Annotated in this window: 7 protein-coding genes; 5 read left to right on the forward strand and 2 right to left on the reverse strand. The window is 65.0% G+C overall.

Features of this window, described 5'->3' with window-relative positions; translation table 11 throughout:
* Positions 1-16 precede the first annotated feature (16 nt).
* The 5 genes from mreC to ACEQXV_RS16310 are packed head-to-tail and all read left to right on the forward strand — an operon-like array spanning position 17 to position 5,508.
* Positions 17-958, forward strand: coding sequence for a rod shape-determining protein MreC (gene mreC / locus ACEQXV_RS16290; protein WP_370270031.1), 942 nt, complete (start codon positions 17-19; stop codon positions 956-958).
* Positions 951-1,484 (forward strand): rod shape-determining protein MreD, encoded by a 534-nt coding sequence (locus ACEQXV_RS16295; protein WP_370270032.1) that lies wholly within the window; start codon positions 951-953, stop codon positions 1,482-1,484. Before mreC ends, ACEQXV_RS16295 begins: the two co-directional genes overlap by 8 nt.
* Positions 1,481-3,427, forward strand: coding sequence for a penicillin-binding protein 2 (gene mrdA, locus ACEQXV_RS16300; protein ID WP_370270033.1), 1,947 nt, complete (start codon positions 1,481-1,483; stop codon positions 3,425-3,427). The genes ACEQXV_RS16295 and mrdA overlap by 4 nt, the downstream gene beginning before the upstream one ends.
* Positions 3,424-4,563: a rod shape-determining protein RodA gene (rodA, locus tag ACEQXV_RS16305; RefSeq protein WP_370250888.1), complete on the forward strand. Its 1,140-nt coding sequence runs from the start codon at positions 3,424-3,426 to the stop codon at positions 4,561-4,563. Before mrdA ends, rodA begins: the two co-directional genes overlap by 4 nt.
* Positions 4,564-4,575: 12 nt before the next feature.
* On the forward strand, positions 4,576-5,508 hold the full coding sequence (locus ACEQXV_RS16310) for a 2-hydroxyacid dehydrogenase (protein ID WP_370250887.1): 933 nt from the start codon (positions 4,576-4,578) through the stop codon (positions 5,506-5,508).
* Positions 5,509-5,575: 67 nt separating this feature from the next.
* Here ACEQXV_RS16310 and ACEQXV_RS16315 read toward each other — a convergent pair whose 3' ends face one another.
* Positions 5,576-6,364: an SseB family protein gene (locus ACEQXV_RS16315; protein WP_370250886.1), complete on the reverse strand. Its 789-nt coding sequence runs from the start codon at positions 6,362-6,364 to the stop codon at positions 5,576-5,578.
* Positions 6,361-6,960: a uracil-DNA glycosylase family protein gene (locus tag ACEQXV_RS16320; protein WP_370250885.1), complete on the reverse strand. Its 600-nt coding sequence runs from the start codon at positions 6,958-6,960 to the stop codon at positions 6,361-6,363. Before ACEQXV_RS16320 ends, ACEQXV_RS16315 begins: the two co-directional genes overlap by 4 nt.
* Positions 6,961-7,076 lie beyond the last annotated feature (116 nt).

The raw sequence follows: 7,076 nt of genomic DNA on the forward strand, positions 1-7,076 counted from the left end.
CGACCCGAAGGACTGAATGGCCAAAGAGCGCGCAGACAGCAGCCATATCCGACCCGTCCGGCGCCTGCTGCTGGCGGTGCTTCTGCTATGTCTTGCCGTCCTGGTCCTGATCTGGCGCATCGACAACCCGCGCGTGGAACGGCTGCGCGGCGCCATTACCGACCGCATCGTGCCCAATCTTGAATGGGTCATGGCCCCGGTGACTGCCGCGGGACGGATGATCGACGACTTCCAGTCCTATACCCGCCTCTACCAGCAAAACGAGGAACTGCGGCGCGAGTTGCAGCAGATGCGCGCCTGGCGCGAAGCCGCACTGCAACTGGAGCAGGAAAACGCCCGGCTGCTCGACCTGAACCGGGTGCAGCTCGACCCGGAACTGACCTTCGTCACCGGCCTTGTGCTGGCCGATAGCGGCAGCCCCTTCCGGCGGTCCGTCCTGCTCAATGTCGGTGAGCGAGACGGAATCCTAGACGGATGGGCGACGATGGACGGGCTTGGCGTGGTGGGGCGCATATCGGGTGTTTCGCGCAACACTTCGCGGGTTCTGCTGCTGACCGATGCTGCCAGCCGCATCCCGGTGACGGTGATGCCGTCAAATCAGCAGGCGCTGCTGATGGGCGACAACAGCGGGCAGCCGCTGCTGGAGTTTCTCGAACAGCCCGAAGATATCTCTCCCGGAGACCGGATCATCACATCGGGCGATGGCGGTGTCTTTCCGCCCGGCCTGTTGATTGGCCACGTTGTCGTTGACCGTGATGGGCGCCTGCGCGCGCGGCCATCGGCCGACTTCTCGCGCCTGAACTTCCTGCGTGTCATGCGCAGCCATCCCGGGTCGTCGCTGTCGGACCCCGGCGGGTTGATCGGGCCGCCCTGGCCGCTGCCATCGGACGACCTGACCCAACCCACGCTGGAGGAGGCCGAGGAACTGGCCGTTGAGGCGGAGGCCACAGATGGGTGACGAGTTTCAGCGTCGCCTCTGGGGCTTCCGGACGGTCTACCTGCTTTTCGGCCTGTCCGTGATCTTCTTCCGCATCCTGCCGCTGGAAACCGGCACTCCCGGCCTGCCCGGACCCGATTTCATCCTCTGTGTCACTCTGGCCTGGATCTTGCGCCAGCCCGGCTCCGTTCCACTTTGGGCGATCCTTTTCCTCTTCCTTTTGAGCGATTTTCTGCTGCAACGCCCGCCGGGGCTTTGGACAGGGTTGGCCGTGGTCGCGACCGAGACCCTTCGCAACCGCCGCACAGGGATTGCAGAGACCCCATTTCTCTTTGAATGGGCGGTTGTAGCCGGAACGATCCTTGCCATGGTCATGTGCCAGCGGGTGATCCTGTGGGTGTTGGTTGCCGACCAGCCGAGCCTCGGCCTGTCGCTGATGGAGGGGCTTGCCACGATCGTGATCTACCCGCTCGTCGTCATCCTCTCGAAATTCATACTGGGAATGGATAAATTGCCCGCTGTCGACCTGGAGAGCGGCAAGCCATGAAACGCACGCAGAAAGAGGCCGAGGAAAGCGCCCGCCGCATTTCGCGACGCTCCATGGTCGTGGGCGGGCTGATGCTGACCACCGGGGCGATCCTGGCAGCACGGATGCGCTACCTTCAGGTCGAGCGCGCCAGCGACTTCCGCCTGCTGGCTGAAGAAAACAGGATCAACATCCAGTTGCTGCCTCCGGCCCGGGGCCTGATCTATGATCGGCAGGGCCGTATCCTGGCCGATAACGAGCAGAATTACTCGGTCGTCATGGTGCGCGAGAATGTCGACGATATCGACGCCGTGCTCGACCGACTATCGCGGATCATCAACATCGACATGGCGGCGCTCGCGCGGGCGCGCGAGGAGATGATGGCCCGCGCGCCGCATGTGCGTGTCACGATTGCCGACCGGCTGAGCTGGGAAGAGTTTTCCTCGGTCGCCGTGAATGCCCCTGCCCTGCCCGGCATCACCCCCGAGGTGGGCCTTTCCCGGGTCTACCCGCTTGGCGCGGACTTCGCCCATGTTGTGGGCTATGTGGGTCCGGTTTCGGACTACTACCTTGAATCGACCGGCGACACCGACCCGGTTCTGCAAACCCCCGACTTCCAGGTTGGCCGTTACGCCGTCGAAGCTCGGATGGAGCAAGAGCTGCGCGGGGAAGCTGGCAACCAGTGGGTCGAGGTCAACGCCGCGGGCCGGGTGATGCGCGAACTTGACCGCGAAGAGCCCGAGCCCGGCGATGACGTGCAACTGACCATCGACACCGGGTTGCAGAACTACACGCAGGCGCGCCTTGCGGGGGAGAGCGCCTCGGCGGTCGTGATGGAGATCGAGACGGGCGAAGTGCTGGCGCTGGCCTCTGCGCCCTCTTTCGACCCCAACCTGTTCGTGAGGGGTATCTCGGTCGCGGACTATGGCAGCCTGACCGACGACCCCTACCGCCCGCTTGCCAGCAAGACCGTGCAGGGGCTCTACCCACCCGGATCGACTTTCAAGATGATCACCGCGCTGGCCGGATTGGAGGCAGGGGTGATCGAAGCCGATGAAACCATTACCTGCAACGGCTTCGTCGAACTGGGCACCCGGCGTTTCCACTGCTGGCGTCGGGGTGGGCATGGGCGGATGGATATGGTCGATGGCATCGCCGAGTCCTGCGACGTCTATTACTACGATCTGGCCCAGAGGGTCGGGATCGAGGCGATTGCCGCCATGGCCCGCCGGTTCGGTCTTGGCGAGCGGCACGAGCTGCCCTTGTCCGGCGTTTCAGAGGGGCTCATCCCCACCCGCGAATGGAAGCGCGAAAACCGCGGCGCGGACTGGGTGGTTGGCGACACGCTCAACGCCTCGATCGGTCAGGGCTACGTGCTGAACTCCCCGCTGCAGCTGGCCGTCATGACCAGCCGGCTTGCGTCCGGGCGCATGATCCAGCCGCAGCTCGTGCGCACGATCAACGGCGTCGATCAACGCCAGCGGGACTTCGAAGACATTGCGATTTCAGCGGACCACCTTGCCGTGATCCGTCAGGGGATGTGGAACGTGACAAACTTCCGCCGTGGCACGGCCTTCGGGGCACGGTCGATCGAGGAAGGCTACGAGATCGCAGGCAAGACCGGCACCAGTCAGGTCCGCAACATCACGGCGGCCGAACGCGAATCCGGCGTGACACGTAACGAAGACCTGCCCTGGGAACGGCGCGACCACGCGCTCTTCGTCGGCTATGCCCCCGCCGACAACCCGCGCTATGCGGTCAGTGTCGTGGTTGAACATGGTGGTGGCGGGTCCGCCGTGGCCGCCCCGATTGCCCGCGATATCCTGTTGCGCGCCATGTATGGCGAGGTCCCGCCTTTGGAGGCCTACCCGGTTGGCCAACGCCGCGACATCGAGGAAATGCATGACACCATGCAGCTTCTGGCCCCCGAGGACGACGAGCAGACAGGGCGGATCAGAGCATGAGTTTCCTGGAATACACCCAGAAGGCCACGCCGACCGGCCTGCGTAAGGTTCTCCACATGAACTGGGCCCTGATCTTGCTGGTGACCAGCGTGGCCTGCGTGGGCTTCCTGATGCTCTATTCGGTTGCGGGCGGGTCCATGCGGCCCTGGGCGGCGCCGCAGATGCAGCGTTTTACCCTCGGTTTCTTCGCCATGCTGATCGTGGCCTTCACCCCGATCTGGTTCTGGCGCAACGTCTCGGCGGTCGCCTACGGCCTGTCGCTTGTCCTGCTTCTTGTGGTGGAGTTTTTCGGCTCTGTCGGGATGGGTGCACAGCGCTGGATCGACCTTGGCTTCATGCGGCTGCAGCCTTCGGAGTTGACCAAGATCACCCTGGTCATGCTGCTGGCCGCCTATTACGACTGGCTGGATATCCGCAAAGTTTCGCACCCGCTTTATGTTGCAATCCCGGTTGCGATGATCCTGGTGCCGACCTTCCTGACCTTCATCCAGCCCGACCTTGGCACCGCGCTGCTGCTGCTGATCGGGGGCGGGGCCGTCATGTTCCTGGCCGGGGTTCACTGGGCCTATTTCGCCGCCGTGATCGCAGCGGGGGGCGGCGTGGTGACGGCGGTTTTCACCTCTCGCGGGACGCCCTGGCAGCTGTTGCAGGACTACCAGTACCGGCGCATCGACACCTTCCTTGATCCGTCCTCGGACCCGCTTGGCGCGGGATATCACATCACCCAGAGCCAGATCGCTCTTGGCTCGGGCGGCTGGACCGGGCGCGGTTTCATGCAAGGCACCCAGTCGAGCCTGAACTTCCTGCCCGAGAAGCACACCGACTTCATCTTCACGACACTGGCCGAAGAGTTCGGCTTCATCGGGGCTATCTCTCTTCTGGGGCTATACCTGCTGATCCTGCTGTTTTGCGTCGTCACGGCGATGCAGACCAAGGATCGTTTCGCTTCACTTGTGACGCTCGGGGTCGCTGTGACCTTCTTCCTTTACTTTGCGATCAACATGGCGATGGTCATGGGGCTGGCCCCCGTGGTGGGCGTTCCGTTGCCATTGGTCAGTTACGGTGGCTCGGCCATGCTGGTTCTGATGGTCGCGTTCGGCCTCGTGCAATCGGCCCATATCCATCGCCCCCGCTGAAGGACTTCCTGAATGCTGACGATCCTCTTTGCCGCCCGGCCCGAACGCTGGCCGATGTACGAAACCCCTCTGAAGCGCGCCCTCGAAGCGAGCGGGGTCGGCCCCTTCCGACTGGTGACCAAGGCACCGCCCGAAGAGGTCGATTACATCGTCTATGCCCCCAACAGCGACGTGCAGGACTTTTCGGACTTTCCCCGGCTCAAGGCTGTGCTGAGCCTTTGGGCGGGGGTCGAAACCATCGTGGGCAATCCCACCTTGAAGGTTCCGCTGACGCGTATGGTGGATGCGGGCCTGCGCGAAGGGATGCGGGAGTGGGTCACTGGCCACGTGTTACGGCACCATCTGGGGATGGACGCGCATATCAAGGGGGCACCCGGGATCTGGGCCCCGACGGTGCCTCCGCTCGCAAGGGATCGCACGGTGGCAATCCTGGGAATGGGGGCGCTAGGGAGCGCCTGCGCCGAGGCACTTCTGGCGCTTGGCTTCAACGTCACGGGCTGGAGCCGAAGCCCGAAATCCGTGCCAGGCGTGACCTGCTTTCATGGGGCCACGGGTCTGGACACCTGCCTGTCGACCGCCGAGATCGTGGTTTTGCTGCTCCCCAACACGCCCGCGACCGAGAACACCCTGAATGCCAGAACGCTGGCCTTGCTGCCGCGCGGGGCCTTCATCATCAACCCTGGTCGCGGCCCGCTGATCGACGACAGCGCATTGTTGTCGGCCCTCGATACCGGGCAGGTGGCCCATGCCACGCTGGATGTCTTCCGGATCGAGCCGCTGCCGGAGGCCCATCCGTTCTGGACGCATCCGGGCGTGACCGTCACCCCGCATATCGCGTCGGAAACCCGCCCCGGGACCGCGTCGGAGGTCGTGGCGGAAAACATCCGTCGCAACGAAGCCGGCGAGCCGCTGCTACATCTCGTGGATCGCTCCGCCGGATACTAAGACGGGGTGCCGCCCGTGCACGGGCCATGTGGGTGTATGCGCCTTGAGCGGCGAAACCGGTTGGATGTCAGCGCAGTTTCGGGGGCATGTCCGGGTCCATCCCGGGGGCACTGCCCGGCACATGGTCGGCTTTCGCGGGTTCCGGCAGGTCGAATCGCAGACCTGTCTTTGCAAGCTTGGCGCAGACAGGGTCTGATGCCCGGAAGAAGCCCACATCCATGACGCCTGCCTCGATGCCCGAGAAGGTCAGCGCCTCGCCTGCCGCGCGGGCAAGTGCCGACTCTGCGCCGGGAACCGGATCGACGAAGGCCAGCAAGTGGGATTTTCTACCGCCCGCATAGGTCACCGCCGAGAGGTAGGCCAGGCGTGCCAGGCCGCCCGCGGTGGCCAGCTTGGTATCCAGGGCCGTGATCAGTGCCTCTGGCAATCCGGACGGAGGCGCGATTGCCTCGGGGGTTTCCTCCACTTCCTCCGGCGCCTCCGAAAGCGTGTCAGCCAACCAGTCGACGGCCTCTGCCGGGATCAGGATCGAAGAGGGCGCGCCAGGGTTGACCGCAAGGCCTATCCCCTGGCTGGACAGCATGGCGGCAAGCCCCCGTCCCGACAGAACGGCGTAGGGCGCCGTGCCTTCCGCGAAGTCTGCCAACCGCTCCTCGCTGTCGAACACCAGAACGAAGCTCTGATCCTCGACCGGAAAGATGCGTGGCGTGATCTGGTCGCCCCCCGGTTCCCCCTCAAGGGCGAGAAAAAGCTCGCTGTCGGCCAGGCGCTCGTAGAACCGCAGGCGCACTGCATCGTCCTGGGGCGCGGCCTCCATCGCAGCATGGGCCGCATCGAGCGGGGTCATCTCGGTCATGTGTCCAGCACCTCGGTCAGACGTCTTCGCAAAGCGGGCAGGAGGTCAGCCTCGAACCACGGGTTCTTCTTCAGCCATGCGGTATTGCGCCAGGACGGATGAGGCAAGGGAAAGACCATGGGCGCATAGTCGCGCCATGCGCGGACGCGCTCGGTGACCGGCGCGTGCCCGCCGAGGTGCCAGCGCTGTGCATGGGCCCCCACGAGAAGGGTGAGCTTGATCCCCGGAAGGGTCTCCAACACCGCAGAGCGCCAGGTCCTTGCGCAGATCGGCGGGGGAGGCAGATCGCCCCCCTTGGCGTCATAGCCGGGAAAGCAAAAAGCCATGGGCACGATAGCCACGCGGGCGCGGTCGTAGAACGTGTCTTCGTCTACACCCATCCACATGCGCAACCGATCCCCTGAGCGGTCGGTGAAGGGCTTGCCCGACTGGTGCACCCGAAGGCCCGGCGCCTGCCCGGCCACCAGGATACGCGCACCAGGCTGGAACCATTGCACGGGCCGTGGCGCATGGCCGGTGTGGGTCGCGGCGAAGCGCTCTGCGCAGAGGTGGCAGGCCGATATGCTGCGGGACAAGGCGGCAAAGGACATGGGCATAAGAAAGCGCCGGACCGGCCGAAAGGGAAGACCCGAACGGTTCGCCGCCTTCGGCGCCGACCCGGGGGGGGGGGGGGGGGGGGGGGGGGGGGGGGGGGGGGGGGGGGGGGGGGGGG

This window comes from Nioella sp. (assembly GCF_964229645.1).
In the GTDB taxonomy this organism is placed as follows: domain Bacteria; phylum Pseudomonadota; class Alphaproteobacteria; order Rhodobacterales; family Rhodobacteraceae; genus Nioella.